Below are 19,385 nucleotides of genomic sequence, written 5' to 3' on the forward strand. Positions count from 1 at the left end.
TATGCAGTGGAAAGAAGCACTCGAACAATATCGCATCTATCTTAAATTAGAAAGAAATTTATCTGAAAACACGATTTCAAACTATATCCGGGACATCCTGAAACTAAAAACAATGTTTCCCGATCTTGCACCTACCAAAATCACTTCGGAACAGGTGAGAGAATTTAACTACGAGAACGGAAAGAAATACGCTGTACGTTCACAGGCTAGAATTCTTTCAGGTATTAAAAGTTTCTATGAGTTTATGATAGAAGAAGAATGGATTGAAATTAATCCTACCACTTTGATTTCTGCTCCAAAAATCGGAACCAATATTCCTGACACTCTTTCTACCAAAGAGATTGACAAAATCATTGCAGCAATAGATTTATCAGCTGCGCATGGAGAGAGAAATAGAGCCATTATCGAACTCTTGTATGGGTGTGGGCTTCGTGTGTCGGAGTTAACAGAGATTAAAATTTCTGATTTATTTTTTGATGAAGATTTCATTCGTGTGGTGGGAAAAGGAAATAAACAACGCTTAGTTCCTATTGCTTCTTATACCCAGAAAGTGATTAATATTTATAAAGACCAAGTTCGTGTTCATCAAAAAATTCAACCCAAGTTTAGCGATCATTTGTTCTTGAATAATCGTGGTGGTAAGCTAACTCGAGTGATGATTTTCACCATTATAAAAAAATATGTTGAACTAGCTGGGATTAAAAAGAATATTAGCCCACACACTTTTAGACATAGTTTCGCTACACATTTATTGGAAAACGGAGCTGATTTACGCTCTATTCAATTGATGCTTGGTCATGAAAGCATCACCACGACGGAGATTTACATGCATATCGACAAGAAATTCTTAAGAGAAAACATCGAGAAGTTTCATCCTAGAAAATAATTCGAACTAACTATAAATTTAAGCTTTTATTAAATTAAATAATAGGATAGTAAAAGTGACTTTAACGTCTAAGCTTGCTATATCTTTGCTGCGTGGAAATTACATCGAGAGAAAAATTAATATTAGTCTTAATATTAGGTAGTATTGCTGCCTTAGGACCTTTTACAGTAGATATGTATTTACCAGCATTCCCTGCGATTGCTGAAGATTTATCTACGTCGCTAAAGGTGATGTCTTATACCCTAACAAGTTACTTCTTGGGGATTTCTATCGGACAATTAATCTATGGTCCTATCATCGACAAATATGGTAGAAAACCTCCATTATTAATTGGTTTGGCGATTTATTCTATTGCCTCATTTTGCATTATTTTCTCGCCCAATATCGATACGATGATTGTGCTGAGGTTTGTTCAAGCTTTGGGCGCCAGTGTAGGTATGGTGGCAAGTATGTCGATTGTTAGAGATATTTTCAAAGGAAAGGAAATTGCCAAAATGCTCACCAATATTATGTTGGTGATGGGTGTTGCTCCTGTGATTGCTCCTACTTTGGGTGGTCTTTTTCTAGATAACTTTAAATGGGAAGCTATCTTCTTTTTCTTGTTTGCTATCTCAGCCGTGGTTTTAATTGCCGTTTATTTTTTACTCAAGGAAACCACAGGATATCAACCAGATGTGAAGTTGAGGTTTGTTTCTAGCGTTAAGAACTATTACAAAACGTTGCAAAATAAAGCTTTTACTAAATTCACCATATCGGGAAGTATGGCGATGGCATTTTTATTCTGTTATATCGCATCCATTCCATTTATTTTCATGACTTGGTATGAGGTTTCACAACAAAATTTTGGTTTGTTATTCGGGATGAATGCCTTTGGATTAATCATCGGAAGTCAGGTGAATCGCGTATTGCTCAAGAAGTTTAACTTAATCTACATCACCAATGTAGTCTTTGTAATTATGTTGGTAGTAATGCTTGGTTTACTAATAGCCTTTTATATCACCACTGTTAATTTGGTGGCTTTTGCTATTACCATCTTTTTTATCATGTTTCTGATTGGCTTTTTAAACCCTAATTCGATGGCACTAGCTATGGACAATGTTGACAAAAACATTGGTTTAGCCTCTGCCCTCAATGGAAGCTTTAGAATGGCGTCTGGTGCTGTAGCCTCTGCTGCAATTGCAATTTTCTTTGATGGAACACCTATGCCTTTTGTTTGGTTTATTTTTATTCTAATGAGCCTAAGTTTTGCATTACACCTTTGGGCTATGAAAGGAAGCAAAGTGGCAGAATAAAAAATAAAAGACACAAAAAGCGAAAAGCAGAGCTTTACCCCACCATTCTAGATTTTAATTTTCTAAAAACTGATTTACAATTTGTTGAACCTCTTTTTTAGCTTCATCTAATTGGTCATTAATCAAAATCGTATCAAATTTTTCGGCAAAAGCCAATTCATCTGCAGCTTTCTCGATACGCATTTTTAGCTTTTCTGGGCTATCTGTATTTCTAGCTGTTAAACGTTTAGCTAATTCATCCAACGTTGGAGGTTGAACAAAAATAGATAAAGCTTGGTCGCCGAAGAGTTTCTTTAATCTCAATCCACCTTGAACATCGATATCAAATAATACATGTTTTCCTTCAGCCCAAATACGTTCGATTTCTTGGTTTAAAGTTCCGTAAAAGTGATCTGGATAAACCTCTTCCCACTCAGCGAACTCTTTGTTTTCTATCTTTTTGTTAAACTCATCTACAGAAATAAAGTAATAATCTTTTCCGTGGACTTCTCCTCTTCTTTTATCGCGCGTAGCACAAGAAATAGAAAAGCATAAATTATCGTTTTGTTCTAATAAATGCTTTACCAATGTGGTTTTACCAGCACCCGATGGCGCAGAAAATATGATTAATTTACCCTCTTGCATTATAGTACGTTTAACATTTGTTCTTTGATTTTCTCTAGCTCGTCTTTCATGTCTACCACCAACTTTTGCATTTCGGCGTGATTGGATTTAGAACCTAAAGTATTGATTTCTCTACCTAATTCCTGAGAAATAAAATTAAGTTTCTTACCATTACTCTCCTCTGAATTCATGGTTTCTAAGAAGTATTCACAGTGGTTTTTTAAGCGAACTTTCTCTTCTGTGATATCCAACTTCTCTAAGTAGAAAATAAACTCCTGCTCTACTCTATCTTGGTCTACATCTTTAAAATCTTCTAAAGATTTATGAATTCTTTGCTTTAATCTTTCAATACGCTCTTCCTCATACGCAGGAACTTGCGCCAGCAAATCCATAATGTTATGAATTCTTTGTCTAAACTCTTCTTCTAACACTTTTCCTTCGTCTAGCCTAAACTGCTGAATATTATCTAAAGCTTCCTTCAAGCCCACTTGGAATTCCTTCCAATCCTCTTCAGAAAATTCATTTTGATCTGATTGCATTACATCAGGCAAGGTCATAGCTGCCTGAAATCTCTGCTCAATACTCAACTCATGTGATATAGCATCCATTTGACTCATATAAGCCTTAATCACCTTAATATTAAGATTGGTAAGTGCAGCAGGGTCTAACACATCTGTATTTACATACACATCCACCTTTCCGCGCATAAGCGACTCTGTGATTTGCTTTCTCATGTCTAGCTCTATCGAGCGCATCCAATGCGGTAAGCGAATATTTAAGTCTATATTCTTACTATTCAGAGACTTTATATCTAAATTATATCGAATTCCGTTGATGGTAACACTAGATTTACCAAAGCCCGTCATGGATTGTAACATAAGATTGTATTATTTGCATCAAAAGTACTAAAATGTGTTAAGAATTCCTTGTATAATGCCCTGTTAAACTATATTTAAACTCAATCTATCATCAAATAAATGGTGTAAGATTTGCATAAAAATCAAGTCGAATTTAAATTAAAACATATCTTGATTTAACCTATTAAGAACAAGCTCTCAATGAAAAATTTATTATATTTTTTTATACTTATTTCTAGCCTAAGCTACGCCCAAGATTTAAGTGGAAGATGGGTAGCTATTACAGGCTATGACTCGGGATATTATGCCGAACTTTATTTAGTTCAGAATGATAAGGATGTATACGCCGGACATTGCTATGACACCCAAGAGGGTGGCTATTGTAGACATTGGTTGGATGCTACTTATAATCCCGACACCAAAGAGTTTATTGGTTTGGATATGGAGCTTATTCAAAAATCCTATAGCCACGAACCCACGGACTATATCTTGAAATATGAAAAGGGAGAAAATGGTAAAGAATATTTAGTAGGAACTTCGGGTACTATTCCTTATTTCATACGACCGAATGGAATCATGCGTCCTAATAAAGCTCAACTTTTTGATTTAAGGTTTCGTAGTAGAAGTATTCCTAATGTGGTTCGCTATGTTAAGGTTTCGGACGATTATAAAATTTACAATGATGAAATGCCTTTAGCGATGACAGAAGATCAGATTATGTTTGAAAAAGCTGCTTTTCCAGAGGTTTATGACGAGGAAGAGGTGTCTAAATTGAATGAATTACACGATCTTCAAAAAGCACCAGACGTTATTTCATTCCCGAATATTTTAGATATTCCAATGAGACGAAATAGACCCAACCCTCCAACGCTAGAAATTCCTGAATTGCCAAAGGCTCCCGAGGAATTAGCCGAAGCAGAAGAAATAATCCCAGAGGAGGAGGAAGTTGTTGCAATTCCAGATGAGGAAATTAAAACCGAAGAAACCCAACCCGAGGTTGAAATAGAAGGTTATGTAAGTGTAGAACCAAAAAAAGAGGAAGTAGAGGTCAGCATTACTGAAAAGAAAGAAAAGCGAAGTAATCAAATCTTCTCTCATTTAAGATTGAAAACCAATAAAGTCACTTTACTCATTATGGACTACGGAACTATTGATAATGATACTGTTACCGTCTTTTATAATGATAAAATCATTGCAGATGGGATTCGTTTAACTCATACAGCTGCTGAGTTTGAGTTGGAATTAGATCCTAACAAAAGAAATGAATTAACTTTTGTTGCCAATAATTTGGGTGACGTACCTCCGAACACAGCGAGAATTACATTAATCGCCGATGACAAGAGATATAATTATAGACTTTTTTCTGACGAGCAAACCAATGCGGTGATTCTGTTAGAAAATGTTGGACGAATGGAAGAAGAAGATTAAATTGAAAAAACCATAAAACAAAAAGCCACTTTCTAAAGAAAGTGGCTTTAATATTTTAAACTAAAATTTGTTTTAGTTTACTTTAGACTTAATGTAATCAACTAATTCTTGTGCTACGTCTTTTCCAGTTGCCTGTTCCATTCCTTTGAAGCCTGGTGATGAATTAACTTCGCAAATCATATAACCATCTTCTCCAAATAGTAAATCAACGCCAGAAATTTCTAATCCTAATTCTGATGTTACACTTAATGCTAATTTTTCTATTTCAGGAGTCACTTCAAAATATCTTACACCACCTCCGCGAGAGAAATTCGCTTTGAAGCTATCATCTGTAGCATATCTTTCCATACAACCTACCACACGATTTCCAATCACGAAAACACGCAAATCTCGACCTTTACTGCTGCTAATAAACTCTTGTAGAATAATCTCAGCATTAGGATTCGTAATTTGAATTAAATTTCCTAAATCCTCAAAAGACTGAGCATCGTGAGATAGAATCACACCACTTCCTTGAGAACCTGATAGTGTTTTTATAATCACTGGAAAACCTAATTTCTTAGCGACTATATCTGCATTCACAGGAAACTTAACCATAATGGTTTTAGGAACTGGGAATTTCTCTGCTAAAATCTGCATTTGAAAAAGTTTGTCTTTTACTTTTTCAATCGCCTCCGAAGAGTTTACACTATAAACACCTAATCTCTCTAAATGACGAATTACTGCCAAGGCAAAATAACTCGTTGTAGCTCCCATTCGTGGGAATATAAAATCTGGTAATTTGGTTATTTTATCATCTAAAAGAACACTCTTTCTGTCGTCTTGGGTAACAATAATTTCTATTTGGCGAGGGTCGTGCAACTCAAGCTCAATTCCTGCTTGCTTTGCAGTTTCTATCAGCTTTAATGTTTCGTACGAAGGCTCCTTTCCATAGACTTGCTTTTGCAAAATCCAACCTTTCATCATATAAATATTTAAAGTTGCAAAGGTAGACTATTCACCGATATGAATAATCATGATTTAATCCTGATTCTTTATCCCTAAAAACTTATCTCTACCCACCAAATACACAAAAACAGCAAGCATTGGAATCGTAGCGAGAAATAATATCCACATCAGCTTATCGTGAACGGGATTTTTAATTAAATCTATAATCACAGCAATTAGAGAAACTAAATTTAATCCTATACCTACATACAGCCAAGTGGTATCTACATTATTCTGCTGAAAGGCACTGTAGAAGGCTCCTATAATCATGGCAATACCAATCCCAGAGAAGGCTACCAATAGTTTCTTAGGTAATATTAAATCTTGAATCTGCATTATTCTTCTTCTGAATTACTTTCCTTCTTAGCCTTAATAACTTCTTGCTTATACTTTTGAAATGAATCCCAACCTTGTGAAGTTAAAGGCACTTTCGTTTGAAAACCTCTACTTACCAAATTACATCCTTCGCTTTTGGCTGTTGCATGACCAATAACGGTTAAATGAGGATTGGCTTTAATTTTTTCGTGATCTTCTAATGGAATTGTAAACAACAATTCATAATCCTCTCCTCCATTTAGAGCCGCGATAGATGCATTTACATCAAACTCCTCTCCTGCACTAATCACTTGTTGATCCATTGGAATTTTTTCTTCATATACCACAAAACCAACATTACTCTCCTCAGATAAATGAAGAGTTTCTGAAGCTAATCCATCGGAGATATCAATCATAGCTGTTGGCTTAACATCTAATTCTTTTAGAAGTTTCACGATATCCAACCTTGCCTCTGGCTTTAATTGTCTTTCGATCAAATAATTATAAGGCGACAAATCAGGTTGTACAGCAGGATTCGCTTTCCAAACTTCGTTTTCTCTTTCTAGGATTTGCAATCCAAAATAAGCAGCTCCCAAATCACCGGAAACTACTAATAAATCATTTTCTTTAACCCCATCGCGATAGACAATCTCCTCCTCTTTTTGATGTCCGATAGCTGTAATACTGATGACCAATCCCGATTGAGAAGAAGTTGTATCTCCACCAACTAAATCCACCTTGTATTTCTGACAAGCGATTAGCATTCCGCTGTATAATTCATCGATGGCTTCTACCGGAAAACGATCTGAAACCGCAATAGAAACAAGTATCTGAGAAGGAATGGCATTCATGGCACAAATGTCACTTAAATTAGTAACTACGGCTTTATATCCCAAATGTTGTAAAGGAACATATCCCAAATTGAAATGCACTCCCTCGGTCAACATATCTGTAGACAAAATAGTTTTTTCACCTTCAAAAGAAAGCACAGCAGCATCGTCACCAATACCTTTTATACTACTTTCGTTTTTAAGTTGTACAGAATCTTTAATCCTATGAATTAAACCGAATTCACCTATTTCACTAAGTGGCGTTCGTTGTTGCTCTTTATCTTCTAACATCTTATTTTAAATCTTCTGGATTAATATTTTGTGGAGCTACACCCAAGTTTTTGATATCCATTTTACTCAAAATTCTTGCTCCTTCTGTATTTAAGGCCTCCATTACTCCCATCATTTCTTGTGGAAGTTCTGTGGCCATTTTGCGGGTTGTAAAGTCTAACCAACAACCAAATATTTTAGATTTAGCCTTGTGTTGACCTTGCTCATCATACAAATCATGTTCAAATTCAAAAAGAACAAAATCTTCTGATACACCTGAAATTTTGGTATGAATATAAATCGTTGTATCAGGTAAAATCTCTCTGAAGAAATTAAATTTTTCTTCAAAAATAACTGGACCTCTTTTCCAAATATGCATGTGTTTGGTGTCAAATCCAAGTTCGTTTAATGCTTTCATTCTCGCAAAAGAAGTAAAGCTCATATAGGATTGATTAGCCAAGTGCATATTAGGATCTAGGTCACTCCATCTAACTTGTACATGGGATTTAAATATCTTCATCTTCTAAATTTAAGGGTAATGTGATAATAAACGTTGTCCCCTTGTCTGGGTTGTTTCTAAAACGAATACTACCATCGTAATCTTTAATAATTTTATTCACCATCGGTAAGCCCAATCCAGAGCCCGATGATTTTGTGGTAAATTTAGGTTCAAATAGCTTTTCGGCAATGTCATCGGGAATTCCAACACCATTATCTTTAATGAAAATTTCTACTACTTTTTTAGATTTAACCACATCGATTTTAACTTCTGGTTTTACACGAGCTGGAACCGATTGAATTGCATTTTTAACTAAATTGGTAATAACTCTTACCAAATAATTCGGGTCGAATTGAATATAAACCGGTTCTTGACTTGAATCAAATTCAATTAATTCATCATCAAAAATATCTAAACTGGTATCTATTTCTTCGATTAAGTTGATATCCTCATCTTTTCTAAGCGGCATTCTTGTGAAGTCAGAAAAGGCTTCTGCAATTCCACTTAGGGTATCAATTTGTTTAATAATTCCTTTGGCTAATTCTGCAACTTTTTCGTTCGCATCAGGTGCCGTGGGGTCAAATCTTCTTTGGAAACTCTGCATCTGTAGACGCATCGGAGTTAATGGATTTTTCAGCTCATGAGCTACTTGTCGTGCTGCTTCGCGCCAAGTTTCTTCACGCTCTATTTTCAATAATTGCTCTGATTGTTCATTCAACTCACAAAGCATACTATTATAAGATTCAATCAAGACTTTCACCTCATCATTAAACTGATATTCAATAGGTTTATTCCCTTTAATCATGTGAGTAGATTGCAAAATTTCAGCAATTTCATTTAATCTACCCGTAATGGATTTAGAAATCCACCATGATACCAAAGCACCAATCACCAATACACCAATCACTACTCCCAAGAAAAGTTCTAACAAGGCGTATAATTCTTCTTTCAAGAATGAATCATCGTGCAAGTAAGGCAAACTCACAATTGCAATCGGTTGCTGAAAAATATTATAAATGAGACTATAGGTGGTTAAAAAGGTATTATCACCTTCTGTTCTTCTCACCTCAAATCTATCATTGCTTGGATTAATTCTCTCTAGAATATAACTTGGTACTTCTCGTCTTTGATCAGAAATTTTAGCTTCTGAGGTAAGTAATAATTTTCCGCTTAAATCATAAATATTAATTGGAATATCATTAATGTCAGCAAATTCAAAGAGTTTGTGCTCTAGAATATCCTTGATGTTTTCTTCTGTTCCTTCCTCTGGATAATCTGTAATAGCATAATCCAAAGTTTCGATAATGGTTTTTTCCTTTCTCGCCAGTCTGTTTTCGTGATAAACTTTAGTGGTTTGTTGGAAATGGAAAAAGGTTAACAGACCAATAATAGTAGCCGTAAATAAAATCATCACCACTAGGGCAATGAAAATGCGCATTCGCAGCGTAAGTCTGTCTATGATATTCAAATTATTTCTTTTTTTGATTAAGCCCTAGCATCAAAAATCATGCTATGACCTTTTCTCCATGAGTTTCTGGACATATTTCCCCAATATATCAAATTCTAAGTTCACTTGATCTCCTACTTTAAGGTCTCCTAAGTTGGTATGCTCCCAAGTATATGGAATAATGGCAATCGAAAATCCGTTATCATCAGAATCAACCACCGTTAAACTAACACCATTTACACAAATAGAACCTTTTTGAACCGTCACAAAAGTGTTCGCTTTATAAGAAATATAGATTTTATAACTTCCGTTTTCATCGGTAATGCGCTCTACTGTACCAACTTGATCTACATGCCCTTGAACCACATGACCATCTAGTCTGTCGTTTAATTTAATACAACGTTCTAGGTTGATGTTCTTACCAACTTCCCAAGCATTAAGATTGGTTTTTTGTAAAGTCTCTTCAATTGCAGTTACCGTGTAAGTTGTATCCGTAAGCGCAACCACGGTCAAACAAACACCATCATGGGCAACACTTTGGTCAATTTGAAGCTCATCTACAAAAGAGCAGCTCAAAGTATAATGAGTGTTTGATTTATCTTGTTCAATGGCTTCAACTTTAGCCATTTCCTCTACAATTCCTGTAAACATAATTTTCTATTACTTAATTCAACCTAAATATAAGGTATTTTACCAATAGCCATTAGAGCTATAATCACCACCAAATCCATAAGGATCATCATCTTCGTCTTCATCGTCAAAATCGAACTCCGAGTCGATGTCTAATTCACCTAATAAATCCTTTTCTGGCGCTTCTTCGGGTCTTTGCCCATAGCTGAATACAACGGCTGGAAATTCAGAATTTACAGAAATTACATCAGTTTCCACAACTTCAACATAGAAAGTCCAAAGTGAAAGGAAATCATAAACAAAGATCATTTTATTTCCTTTTTGTGGAATCACTTGTCCCACGGTGATATCAGCCATGGTTTCGGCTGCCTCTTCTTCCGAGATATCCATCAATGGAATTTCGCTTCCTTGAAACCAATCATCATTAGAAAGATAAAAAGATGCCATTTCCTCTCCTTCCATTTCAAAGGCTTTTTTGATTCCCTTGTGCAATTCTAGAAGCGTTTGATCGTCTTTGATTTCAATATCTCTGAAAACGTCTTCCTCTGCCTCTAGTATTATTCTTAGTTTGGTTATTGTCATTTGCTGATTTTATTGCTGTTTGTTTGCGTCATTCCCATTTTCTCACCCAAAGCAATCATATACTTATAGGCATCTTCGCGATTGTTGTGCAAATCGCCTTCCAAAATGGCTTCTTTTATTTGGTTTTTAATTTTACCCACTGCCGGACAAGGCTTAATATCAAAAGCTTGCATGATATCCTCTCCACTAATAGGCGGCTGAAAGTTTCTTACGTGATCCCTATCCTCTACTTCTTTAATTTTTTGCTCTACCAGGATAAAGTTTTCAGTAAAACGCTTTTGTTTTTTGTTATTCTTGGTCGTGATGTCTGCTTTACACAGGATAAATAAATCCTCTAAATCATCACCAGCATCAAATAATAGTCGTCTTAAAGCAGCATCTGTAGCAGTTTCGCTCACCAAGGCAATGGGGCGCGAACTTAGCATCACCAACTTTTTAACGTATTTCATTTCTTGGCCCATTGGTAATTTAAGCCTTCTGAATAACTTTGGAACCATTTTACTTCCCACAAATTCATGGGAATGGAATGTCCACCCGATTTTTTTATGGAATTTCTTGGTAGGTGCTTTTCCAATGTCGTGTAATAAAGCTGCCCAACGAAGCCATAAGTTATCGGTGTTTTTTGAGATATTATCAACCACTTCAAAAGTGTGATAGAAATTATCTTTATGTCGCTGACCTTCTATTTCTTCTATTCCTTTAAGCGCTACTAATTCCGGTAAGAATTTCTCTAAAAGTTTAGCCTGATCTAGCATGATTAAACCTACAGATGGTTTATCGGTCATTAAAATCTTATTGAACTCATCCATGATGCGTTCCTTTGAAACGATTTTTAATCGATCGGATTTATCTTGAATCGCAGCAAATTCGGTGTGATTGATATCAAAACCTAGTTGTGCTGCAAAACGAATGGCGCGCATCATGCGCAAGGGATCGTCTGAAAAAGTAATATCAGGATCCAAAGGTGTGCGAATCATTTTGCTTTCAAGGTCTTGTAGGCCTTCAAAAGGATCTACAAATTCGCCATAAGTTTCTTGATTTAAGGAAATCGCCAAGGCATTGATGGTAAAATCTCGTCGAAGTTGGTCGTCTTGAATACTACCATTTTCTACCGCAGGATTTCGGCTATCTTCTGAATAACTTTCTTTTCTAGCACCCACAAATTCCCAGTCTACGCCTTGATAGCGAAACATAGCGGTCCCAAAGCGCTTAAATACAGAAACCTTGGGTTGATTGGGTAGACGCTGAGCTACTTTGCGCGCTAGTTCTATTCCGCTTCCCTCGGTAACGATATCTATATCTTTCTTGCCAGGCCGTTGCAAAATATGATCACGTACGAATCCTCCAATCACAAATGTTTTTTGGGCTAATTGATCTCCGACCTTTCCAATTTCCTGAAAAAGTGGCTCCTCCAGAGCATCTTTCAAATTCATGGGGCAAAGATATAAATTTGTTATCTGAAATATAGGTTTTAGACGAAAGACTGCGGTGCTGATTGTAGCAAAAATCCTTTTCTTTCTTTGGGCACTACAAAATACGAAATACAGAGAGCGACCCTAGAAGCTCCTCTGGATGAGATATTTTGTTGGCAAAAGAAGGAAAGATTGCCGCGGAAAGCAGCTTCAACCGCCCTAATCATATTTATTTTTTTAAGTTCTTAAAACTTTAACCTGAAAATCGTGCGTGATTTGAATCAGCGACGAGGATGGGAATTCGGGTACAAAGTTTTGGGCTTCGGGCATAATGTAGTCTACTTGTTCAAGAATTTGATTTGAGATCTGCTGATAATTCGTTGGGGCAGCTTCGCCAGCAATATTAGCCGAAGTGGAAATTAATGGTTGTTTGCTACGTTGAATAAGACGTTGCAACAAGGGATATTTTACCACTCGAATGGCGATAGTGCCTTCGGGAGACAATAGAAAGTCTGGCAACTCGAGGATTTTCTCGTAAACTATGGTTACGGGTTTTTCGGATAAATCAATGATGTCCCAAGCTAAATCGGGCACGTCTACATATTTCTGTAAACTAGCATCGCTGTCGACTAGCAAAATATAGGATTTATTGTCGGGCCTGTGTTTTAATTGGTTGAGTTTGACAATGGCTTTTTGGTCAAAAGCAAGACAACTCAGACCAAAAGTGGTGTCTGTGGGCGTGAGAATTACGCCTGAATTTTGTAGGATTTCTGTGATTTGTTGCATATATGATTTAGAAAACATTGAACTTTATAACAGAAATAGTCGCCTACAATTATAGGCGACTAATCAATGAATTTGAAATTCTATTCTTGCCAATTTGCTTCTATATTAATTGAATCATACATATCCCAGTTGCTGGCACCATTATCTGATTGTTTGTAAAACCATAATTGACCACTCCAATAGAAATCATAATCTTTACCCAAATTATTAACCAACCCTTTAAGATTTGCCGAAGCAAGAACGTAATCCTGTATACCTTGTACAATTGTCATTTGAGCCGGGGTAGGTGAGTAAGAAGTCATTGGTATATCCGAAGCGTAAATCCATGAATCTGTAACTTGATAAGGTGGAGCAGAACTGAAACCTATTCTATAAACATCTGAACTATCATACCATCTTCCAGTCCAAAGACTTCTCGAATGGTGTTGTAAAGCAATTGCTAACTTTATTTTACTGCTAGTGTAAGTGCCATTCCACACAATAGCTTCATTTCTCATCCAACAATACATCCTTCTGAGAGTAGCACCTGTATTATAAGAACCAGTAATATAATTTTGCTGCCAATCACGTAAATCAAAAATATCCATACGTTTTGTTGATGTATTTAAATCGTGATTAACAATCCTCCCTAAAACTAAATTGTCTTTTGTAATAAATTTATTATTATTTAAGGTGATTACTTCGCCTGAAATGATAATTTTATAGTCTGAATTAAATAATCTACTAATACTGTTTGAATAAAATTCATTAATAGAAATATCATTTTTACTAAGAAAATTCTTTTTCAATAGACTTGAATAATTTAGTTGATTTAATTCACTAATTACCAATTCATTACCCTTATCCAATTCATTGTAATAATACATAAAATCATCAAAACTATCCAAAGTTAATATTCCATTATAAACTTTAGCCTTGACTTTATTATTTGAAGATTGTAATTCTTCACTTAACGTAAACTCATCTTCATCATAGCTATTGCATGAGAAAGTAATACTCAATGCCATTACAGCAAACCATACTTTGAAAATTAAATTTTTTATAATGTAAATTTTAAATTATGATTCAAATTTACAATCCCTTTTTGCTATAAAAAATGACTTAAATCATTCTTCAATGTTATTTGTTTTACCCAGTTCTCTATTGTGTATTTTTTGTAAATTTCGTTAGGAATATCCTCATAAGGTGTTGTTAAAAAGTCGATTGGGATTTTCGAATCATTTTTTAATATATGAATATTATTAGGGTTGAAAAAGTCGTAATTTTCAATGTCTTGATTGGTCGTTATTACTTTTTGCTGCAAGCCCATAGCTTCAAAAATTCTAAAAGAAACCCCTGACTGCCTATCTCTCTGAATATCAATTTGAAAAGATGCTTCTTCTAATTTTTCATATACTTTTTGTAGAGGAATTCCTTTAGTTTGGATTTGGATGAAATCGTTATTTTCTGGTTTTTTTGAAATCAAAAAAATATCATACGGAATTTTAGAAGATTTGAGCTGTTGCGCAATTTTGGTCAATATTTCTTTACGGTTTTTTCTTTGAGAACTGATATGAAAAAGGTAATTTTTCTTTTTTTCACAAAACTGCAACTCATTGTATGGGTTAAAATTAGGCAAAAAATCAATGTCATAATTTTCTGCATCTTTTGGTTCAAAAGTATAAACTTTGTCAAAATAATAAATCATTTTTGGAATTCGTGGATAATTGGCGACAGCGTCGTAAAACCATGCGATTATCTTATCTGTTTTTTTCTTTAATTTTTTGATTGTTTCTTGCGGTAACCAATCAGAACTCACTACAAGTATCAAATCTTGCCTAGGCATTTCATTAATCTCTTTTTCAATGTTTTGCGCTAATTTTTCTCTTTTGAAGTTATAATTAAAGAGTGTTTTTGTGAAAGCATTTACAAATTTGATAAAGAAATTAGGATAGCTATAACTTAGCTCGTTCATTTTTATATGATTTACCGTGTGACCTTGTCGTTTCATCTCTTTATCTACCAAAGAAATGTATCCTAAATTATCCCAACTAATCAGCGTAATTTTCATTTCGTATACAATACTTTTTTAACCCAATTTTCTACTTTGTATGGAGTCACAAATTCGTCTGAAACAGGAACATAATCAACTTCAAAGAATTCTTTTGGGATGTGCATTTTGTCCCAGTCTAATAAAAGTATATTTTGTGGATGATAAAATTCGTAATTAACAATATCTTTATTGGTTGTGATGAGCTTTTTTTCATTTCCGATTGCTTCAAAAACACGGAATGTCAAACCATTTTGAATAGGTCTTTGAATATCTAGCATGATTTTACAACTTTTAATGTAGGGCAAGACTTCGTGAACAGTAAGTTTTTCTTTGATTTGTTGAAAGTTATCGAATTTCTTTTGGTTGAAAAGCATGAATTTAAAGGATATGTTGTGATTCTTTAAATAGGAAGCTAATTGTTGAATTTTGGAATATCTCTCGTCTATTCCACCTACATTAAAAACCGTATAATCATATTCACTAGATTTGTAATTTGTTGAAGGAATAAAGTTGGTAATGAATTGGTATCCTTCTACCTCACAATCAATTGGCTCATAAGAAAAAACTTTGTCGAAATGCGGCGCAATCGTTTTTTGTTGTGGCATTTTTGCCAAACTATCAAAAAAATAAGCAACATATTTTTTAGAAATGGACTTTAGAAAAACATGTGTTTCTTGATTTAGGTATTGTCCGTGGATAATTAGGGTATAATCAAATGCTTTATTACTTAATGTTTTTTTTAATGCTTTTTCACGAGCTTTCTTTTTAGCATTTTCGCCAAACAACTTACCTATTCCCGCGCTAATCTTATGAAAGATATTTTTGTATTCAAATTTAAGCGGTGCATCTTCATAGTACAAAACTTCCACCTCATGACCTTGGCGTTTCATTTCTTCCACTGCAAAATCCATGTATCCGAAGATATAACTAGAAATAAGTAGAATTTTCATGCTTTTGGAATCTTGATTAAACCCAACTTTCTTTTAAAATAAACTTTTCGAACTTTGTTTGTCCAATTTTTTCTCATGTCGCCTAACCAATAGATATAAGGATTTCCTCGCCTTATATCACCTGGAATCGTCGCAAATTCAAAATTATTTTTCCAAGCGACATAATTAAAACTCATTTGGTCCCTTTTGCTATAGTTTTCTACCATATACCACCAATCTTCCATTAATTTAATGACTTCAAGATGGTTATGATTTCTAACTAAGCATCCTCCTTTTATAAGTCCATTATCAGCTGGATAATTTTCACTTTTTAAAAATTTTAAATGATTATCGATAATAGATAAGTCATCTTTAAAATATAGACCTTGTTCATGTAAATCTTTGATGGCCCGACCTTCTTCGTAAATGCAATTTCTGATGTCTGGAAAGGTCTGCGCATGACTAAATGCTGCCATATTGTGATGTTCTAAACTCTTCTGAAGCAAGTGATTCATATCGCCAACAATCAGAAAATTGGCATCTATATAAATACTTGTTTCGTATTCGCCCACAAACTGATGTGCCAATATTTTAATTTGACGGTTAGAACGTGTAAAATCTGTAGCATCGTAAGGCGTGACTTGAATTACTTTCCAAGGAATTGCTTGTAGGTTAGATTGATCGGTAAAACAAATAAAATCGAAACCCTCTATTTTAGGTTGCGGAACAAGTCCACATTGATCCCCAAAAATAGCTGTATAAATTACTTTCTTGTTTATTGGTTTTCCCATAATTCATCTAGATACACATATCTTTTGTGTACGTAATCCGCGAGTAATTTAGACATTTTAAAACCAACAAGACCATCTAAGAAACCAAATCTCAACACATAATGATGGAAAAACCTGAATCCAGGTTTAATATAAAAATGAAAGAAATTAGGCTTCACTCGTTTTTCATACAATTCTTGAGCTCTTAATTGAGAGTAAAAGAAGAGTTTCTCCTTATAATTATCAAAAGACTTATAAGAGTAATGATCTAGTTTTGTTTTAAGCTTACCAGGCTTTTTATCACATTCTAGAATTTCATGCACTAAGAACTCATCTTTATATCGACAACATGATTTTCTAAATAATCGAATCGCTTTATCATTTTGCCAACCACTGTATTTCAAGCGGTTATTTTGAACATAGAATTTTCTATAATTATAAAAAGAGCTAATTTCCTTTTCTGTTCTCACGGTATGTAAAATCTCTGCGATTAAGGCTTGCGGCAATCTTTCGTCGGCGTCATAAAAGGTTATCCAGTCATATTGAGCTTTTTCTAAGGCAAAATTTCTCTGACTAGAGAAGTTATCGAATTTGCGCTGATAGACTTTCACTTTCGAATTTCTTTTAGCCAACTCTACGGTTCTATCCGTACTAAATGAATCTACCACAATAATTTCATCAGCAAATTTATCCACCTCCGATAAATATGCCAAAATATTCTCTTCCTCGTTTTTAGTGATTACCAATGCCGAGATATTTTGATGTTGAGACGGAACTATTTGCTGAGACTGAAACTGAGGGAAATTTTGACTTAAGAATTCTGAAAGTTTTTCTATCACAAAATCCTCCGTTAGCAAATCATAATAAGTTGCAGCCTTTTCCTCGTATAATTTCAGATCCGGTTTAATGTATAAATCTGGTCGAAGTTGTCTTAAATGAACACTCGAGTGCTCTACCTTATTTTCCATACATCCCCAAATTTCTGGGAATTTATGAGGAGAGTAAATACTAAAAGTTTTTTTATCTAAAGCCTTAGCCATATTGATTCCGCCACCTTCGTTTCCAATGTAGGCATCACAATTCGACATTATTTTTAGATACTCGCGTACACTTTTCCCAATTAAATGAGGATAGATTTTATCTTTAGACTTTAAGTTCTTTAAGATTAAATCAACTGATTCTTGCTGTTTAGGAATATAATTAAAGAGAATATTCACGTCATAATACTCCTGAATGAATTCAATGAGCTGAGCCATTCTCTCTAGACTCCATGATTTAACAGGACTACTTCCTAGAATTCCTAACATAAAACTAGGACGACTCAAATCTAAGCCAGCATCTTGCATGAGTTGCTTGCCTTCTTCTTTTTCCTCTTCAGAAAGAAATAATTTAAAACTAAAATCCAACTGCGTTAAGTCCTCACAAAAAGGTTTTAATAACTTCAAACGATCCTCCAGGGCTTTGCAATAACCCATTTGAGTAGTATCTGCTTGATTTATCAAATCCGTATATAAATGTCGGAAAATAGGCTTGTTATAACTCACGCGTTGTTTAGCTCCAGAACGCCAAGTGATGTATCGACTCTGTAACTTGGCATAAGGATCAATCAGGATATCGTAGTTTTCTTTACGAATGAGGCTAGCATATTGCTTAAGAACTTTAAACTTTTTTAATTCTACATCATCAAAAGATATTACCCTATCGATATTAGGATTTCCTTTTAGCACATCTAAAGCCTGTTTATAACAGAAAAAATGAATTTCGCTATTAGGGTAAATCTTCTTTAAATTATTGGCAATGACCGACGAAGCCAAGACATCACCAATGAATTTATTTTGTATGATTAAAATCTTCTTCAACAATACCGATACAAGAAATTAATTAAACAGCAACATTATGCGTTCTCAAAGCTTCGTTTAAAGAAGTCTTTTTATCTGTAGAAGCTTTTCTTTGACCAATAATCAGAGCACAAGGAACTTGGTACTCACCTGCTGGGAATTTTTTGGTATAACTACCTGGAATCACCACAGATCTAGGTGGCACATATCCTTTAATTTCTTTTGGCTCATCACCGGTTACATCGATGATTTTAGTTGAAGCTGTTAAAACAACATTAGCTCCTAAAACGGCTTCTGTTCCAACCCTAACACCTTCTACTACAATACAACGAGAACCAATAAATGCATTGTCTTCAATGATTACAGGAGCAGCTTGCAATGGCTCTAAAACCCCACCAATTCCTACCCCTCCACTTAAGTGAACGCCTTTACCAATCTGTGCACAACTACCCACTGTAGCCCAAGTATCTACCATGGTTCCCTCGTCTACATATGCACCTATATTTACATAAGAAGGCATCATGATTACTCCTTTAGCTACAAAAGCACCATGTCTAGCAATCGCATGAGGTACTACGCGCACTCCTTTAGCAGCATAATCTTTCTTTAATGGAATTTTATCATGAAACTCAAAAGGGCCTACTTCAATGGTTTCCATTTCTTGAATCGGAAAATACATTACAACTGCTTTCTTCACCCATTCATTCACTGTCCAACCACCTTCACTAGGCTCTGCCACACGTAGCTCTCCTAGATCCAACATATCTACTACTTTTCTAATGGCATCTTGATTTTTTTTATCTTTCAATAAATCCCTGTTTTCCCAAGTATCATTGATAATCTGTTGAAGTTCTTGCATGTTCGTATTTTCTAATTTTACAAAGATAATTTCTAATTCTTAAAAGCCTCGAAAATAGGCAAATTAATTTTATTTAAGAATTAAAAGGAATGTGAGCAGTTAAGCTTGAGTTTGGGTCGGGAGTCTGTATTTT

Annotated in this window: 20 protein-coding genes; 3 read left to right on the forward strand and 17 right to left on the reverse strand. The window is 34.8% G+C overall.

Annotated features, from left to right (window positions below; translation table 11 throughout):
* The first annotated feature begins 1 nt into the window (after position 1).
* Positions 2 to 886, forward strand: a complete 885-nt coding sequence (gene xerA / locus NLM59_RS00300; RefSeq protein ID WP_304415736.1) for a site-specific tyrosine recombinase/integron integrase — start codon at positions 2 to 4, stop codon at positions 884 to 886.
* Between the two features lie 92 nt (positions 887 to 978).
* Positions 979 to 2,178, forward strand: coding sequence for a multidrug effflux MFS transporter (locus NLM59_RS00305; RefSeq protein WP_304415737.1), 1,200 nt, complete (start codon positions 979 to 981; stop codon positions 2,176 to 2,178).
* A 54-nt stretch (positions 2,179 to 2,232) separates the two neighbouring features.
* Here the strand turns inward: NLM59_RS00305 and gmk are convergent, their stop codons facing one another.
* Positions 2,233 to 2,802 (reverse strand): guanylate kinase, encoded by a 570-nt coding sequence (gene gmk, locus NLM59_RS00310; RefSeq protein ID WP_304415738.1) that lies wholly within the window; start codon positions 2,800 to 2,802, stop codon positions 2,233 to 2,235.
* Entirely contained in the window at positions 2,802 to 3,659 is an 858-nt protein-coding gene (locus NLM59_RS00315) for a YicC/YloC family endoribonuclease (protein WP_304415739.1), read from the reverse strand. The genes gmk and NLM59_RS00315 overlap by 1 nt, the downstream gene beginning before the upstream one ends.
* A 180-nt stretch (positions 3,660 to 3,839) precedes the next feature.
* On the opposite strand from NLM59_RS00315, the gene NLM59_RS00320 reads away from it, so the two are divergent.
* Positions 3,840 to 5,066 (forward strand): hypothetical protein, encoded by a 1,227-nt coding sequence (locus tag NLM59_RS00320; RefSeq protein ID WP_304415740.1) that lies wholly within the window; start codon positions 3,840 to 3,842, stop codon positions 5,064 to 5,066.
* A gap of 72 nt (positions 5,067 to 5,138) precedes the next feature.
* Here the strand turns inward: NLM59_RS00320 and NLM59_RS00325 are convergent, their stop codons facing one another.
* The 15 genes from NLM59_RS00325 to NLM59_RS00395 all read right to left on the reverse strand — a co-directional run bounded on the left by NLM59_RS00325 (position 5,139) and on the right by NLM59_RS00395 (position 19,252).
* Complete coding sequence (locus NLM59_RS00325; protein ID WP_304415741.1) at positions 5,139 to 6,032, reverse strand: ATP-grasp domain-containing protein; 894 nt, start codon at positions 6,030 to 6,032, stop codon at positions 5,139 to 5,141.
* A 54-nt stretch (positions 6,033 to 6,086) separates the two neighbouring features.
* Entirely contained in the window at positions 6,087 to 6,389 is a 303-nt protein-coding gene (locus tag NLM59_RS00330) for a PLDc N-terminal domain-containing protein (protein ID WP_304415742.1), read from the reverse strand.
* Positions 6,389 to 7,489: a thiamine-phosphate kinase gene (thiL, locus tag NLM59_RS00335; RefSeq protein WP_304415743.1), complete on the reverse strand. Its 1,101-nt coding sequence runs from the start codon at positions 7,487 to 7,489 to the stop codon at positions 6,389 to 6,391. The genes NLM59_RS00330 and thiL overlap by 1 nt, the downstream gene beginning before the upstream one ends.
* 1 nt (position 7,490) lies before the next feature.
* Positions 7,491 to 7,988, reverse strand: a complete 498-nt coding sequence (locus NLM59_RS00340) for an acyl-CoA thioesterase (protein ID WP_304415744.1) — start codon at positions 7,986 to 7,988, stop codon at positions 7,491 to 7,493.
* Entirely contained in the window at positions 7,975 to 9,435 is a 1,461-nt protein-coding gene (locus tag NLM59_RS00345) for a sensor histidine kinase (protein WP_304415745.1), read from the reverse strand. Before NLM59_RS00345 ends, NLM59_RS00340 begins: the two co-directional genes overlap by 14 nt.
* A 42-nt stretch (positions 9,436 to 9,477) precedes the next feature.
* Positions 9,478 to 10,065 carry a riboflavin synthase gene (locus NLM59_RS00350; RefSeq protein WP_304415746.1) on the reverse strand — a complete coding sequence of 196 codons (588 nt, stop codon included), beginning with the start codon at positions 10,063 to 10,065 and terminating at the stop codon, positions 9,478 to 9,480.
* Positions 10,066 to 10,104: 39 nt separating this feature from the next.
* Positions 10,105 to 10,626, reverse strand: a complete 522-nt coding sequence (locus NLM59_RS00355; protein WP_304415747.1) for an IS1096 element passenger TnpR family protein — start codon at positions 10,624 to 10,626, stop codon at positions 10,105 to 10,107.
* A complete protein-coding gene (locus NLM59_RS00360; protein WP_304415748.1) occupies positions 10,623 to 12,059 on the reverse strand; it encodes a CCA tRNA nucleotidyltransferase in 1,437 nt (478 codons plus the stop codon). Before NLM59_RS00360 ends, NLM59_RS00355 begins: the two co-directional genes overlap by 4 nt.
* Before the next feature lie 216 nt (positions 12,060 to 12,275).
* On the reverse strand, positions 12,276 to 12,824 hold the full coding sequence (locus NLM59_RS00365) for an L-threonylcarbamoyladenylate synthase (RefSeq protein WP_304415749.1): 549 nt from the start codon (positions 12,822 to 12,824) through the stop codon (positions 12,276 to 12,278).
* Positions 12,825 to 12,904: 80 nt separating this feature from the next.
* Positions 12,905 to 13,831: a hypothetical protein gene (locus NLM59_RS00370; RefSeq protein ID WP_304415750.1), complete on the reverse strand. Its 927-nt coding sequence runs from the start codon at positions 13,829 to 13,831 to the stop codon at positions 12,905 to 12,907.
* 80 nt (positions 13,832 to 13,911) lie between these two features.
* On the reverse strand, positions 13,912 to 14,874 hold the full coding sequence (locus NLM59_RS00375) for a hypothetical protein (RefSeq protein WP_304415751.1): 963 nt from the start codon (positions 14,872 to 14,874) through the stop codon (positions 13,912 to 13,914).
* Positions 14,871 to 15,806 (reverse strand): glycosyltransferase family protein, encoded by a 936-nt coding sequence (locus NLM59_RS00380; RefSeq protein ID WP_304415752.1) that lies wholly within the window; start codon positions 15,804 to 15,806, stop codon positions 14,871 to 14,873. Before NLM59_RS00380 ends, NLM59_RS00375 begins: the two co-directional genes overlap by 4 nt.
* Positions 15,803 to 16,576, reverse strand: a complete 774-nt coding sequence (locus NLM59_RS00385; protein WP_304415753.1) for a glycosyltransferase domain-containing protein — start codon at positions 16,574 to 16,576, stop codon at positions 15,803 to 15,805. Before NLM59_RS00385 ends, NLM59_RS00380 begins: the two co-directional genes overlap by 4 nt.
* The gene (locus NLM59_RS00390) at positions 16,561 to 18,414 is read right to left on the reverse strand and encodes a glycosyltransferase (RefSeq protein ID WP_304415754.1); all 1,854 of its coding nucleotides are present in this window, start codon (positions 18,412 to 18,414) and stop codon (positions 16,561 to 16,563) included. Before NLM59_RS00390 ends, NLM59_RS00385 begins: the two co-directional genes overlap by 16 nt.
* Before the next feature lie 22 nt (positions 18,415 to 18,436).
* Positions 18,437 to 19,252, reverse strand: coding sequence for a 2,3,4,5-tetrahydropyridine-2,6-dicarboxylate N-succinyltransferase (locus tag NLM59_RS00395; RefSeq protein WP_304415755.1), 816 nt, complete (start codon positions 19,250 to 19,252; stop codon positions 18,437 to 18,439).
* Positions 19,253 to 19,385: the final 133 nt, after the last annotated feature.

This window comes from Profundicola chukchiensis (assembly GCF_029664245.1).
In the GTDB taxonomy this organism is placed as follows: domain Bacteria; phylum Bacteroidota; class Bacteroidia; order Flavobacteriales; family Weeksellaceae; genus Profundicola; species Profundicola chukchiensis.

What these genes read in the sequence shown, in the direction of transcription:
- xerA (WP_304415736.1), top strand. Translation starts at nt 2, where the DNA reads ATGCAGTGGAAAGAAGCACTCGAACAATATCGCATCTATCTTAAATTA.
- gmk (WP_304415738.1), bottom strand. Translation starts at nt 2,802, where the DNA reads ATGCAAGAGGGTAAATTAATCATATTTTCTGCGCCATCGGGTGCTGGT.
- NLM59_RS00315 (WP_304415739.1), bottom strand. Translation starts at nt 3,659, where the DNA reads ATGTTACAATCCATGACGGGCTTTGGTAAATCTAGTGTTACCATCAAC.
- NLM59_RS00320 (WP_304415740.1), top strand. Translation starts at nt 3,840, where the DNA reads ATGAAAAATTTATTATATTTTTTTATACTTATTTCTAGCCTAAGCTAC.
- NLM59_RS00325 (WP_304415741.1), bottom strand. Translation starts at nt 6,032, where the DNA reads ATGATGAAAGGTTGGATTTTGCAAAAGCAAGTCTATGGAAAGGAGCCT.
- NLM59_RS00330 (WP_304415742.1), bottom strand. Translation starts at nt 6,389, where the DNA reads ATGCAGATTCAAGATTTAATATTACCTAAGAAACTATTGGTAGCCTTC.
- thiL (WP_304415743.1), bottom strand. Translation starts at nt 7,489, where the DNA reads ATGTTAGAAGATAAAGAGCAACAACGAACGCCACTTAGTGAAATAGGT.
- NLM59_RS00340 (WP_304415744.1), bottom strand. Translation starts at nt 7,988, where the DNA reads ATGAAGATATTTAAATCCCATGTACAAGTTAGATGGAGTGACCTAGAT.
- NLM59_RS00350 (WP_304415746.1), bottom strand. Translation starts at nt 10,065, where the DNA reads ATGTTTACAGGAATTGTAGAGGAAATGGCTAAAGTTGAAGCCATTGAA.
- NLM59_RS00355 (WP_304415747.1), bottom strand. Translation starts at nt 10,626, where the DNA reads ATGACAATAACCAAACTAAGAATAATACTAGAGGCAGAGGAAGACGTT.
- NLM59_RS00360 (WP_304415748.1), bottom strand. Translation starts at nt 12,059, where the DNA reads ATGAATTTGAAAGATGCTCTGGAGGAGCCACTTTTTCAGGAAATTGGA.
- NLM59_RS00365 (WP_304415749.1), bottom strand. Translation starts at nt 12,824, where the DNA reads ATGCAACAAATCACAGAAATCCTACAAAATTCAGGCGTAATTCTCACG.
- NLM59_RS00370 (WP_304415750.1), bottom strand. Translation starts at nt 13,831, where the DNA reads ATGGCATTGAGTATTACTTTCTCATGCAATAGCTATGATGAAGATGAG.
- NLM59_RS00375 (WP_304415751.1), bottom strand. Translation starts at nt 14,874, where the DNA reads ATGAAAATTACGCTGATTAGTTGGGATAATTTAGGATACATTTCTTTG.
- NLM59_RS00380 (WP_304415752.1), bottom strand. Translation starts at nt 15,806, where the DNA reads ATGAAAATTCTACTTATTTCTAGTTATATCTTCGGATACATGGATTTT.
- NLM59_RS00385 (WP_304415753.1), bottom strand. Translation starts at nt 16,576, where the DNA reads ATGGGAAAACCAATAAACAAGAAAGTAATTTATACAGCTATTTTTGGG.
- NLM59_RS00395 (WP_304415755.1), bottom strand. Translation starts at nt 19,252, where the DNA reads ATGCAAGAACTTCAACAGATTATCAATGATACTTGGGAAAACAGGGAT.